At 50.8% G+C, this 520-nt stretch carries 1 protein-coding gene; it reads left to right on the forward strand.

The features are described from left to right. Nucleotides 1-520, forward strand: a 520-nt coding sequence (locus tag R7093_RS28050; RefSeq protein ID WP_318147387.1) for a M48 family metalloprotease, incomplete at both ends; no start/stop codon positions are given.

Consider the following 520-nt stretch of genomic DNA (forward strand, 5'->3'; position numbering starts at 1 on the left):
CTCAGAGCCAGTAAGCCTATCGTCAACGATCCGGTCATCAACGAATATATCGATTCCCTCGGACACCGCCTCGTGGCCAACGCGAACGATGTAAAAACGCCGTTCCACTTCTTCATGATTCGTGATCGTAATATCAACGCCTTTGCCTTTTTTGGCGGTTACGTTGCATTGCACTCAGGGCTATTTCTTCATGCTCGTAGTGAAAGTGAACTTGCATCCGTTGTCGCGCACGAAATTGCACACGTAACACAGCGCCACCTAGCGCGCAGTATGGAAGACCAGGCAAGACGCTCTCCAGCTACTTTAGCTGCGCTTGCTGGTGCATTATTACTTTCGATTGCTTCACCAGAAGCAGGCATGGCAGCGATTACCGCCGCAACAGCAGGCAACATGCAAAGCCAAATCAACTACACTCGCTCAAACGAGAAAGAAGCCGACCGCTTCGGCATCGCAACCTTGGCGAAAGCAGGATTTGATGTGCAAGCAATGCCGCGTTTCTTTGGACGTTTAGCTGATGAGT

Source organism: Vibrio sp. 1580 (assembly GCF_033340055.1).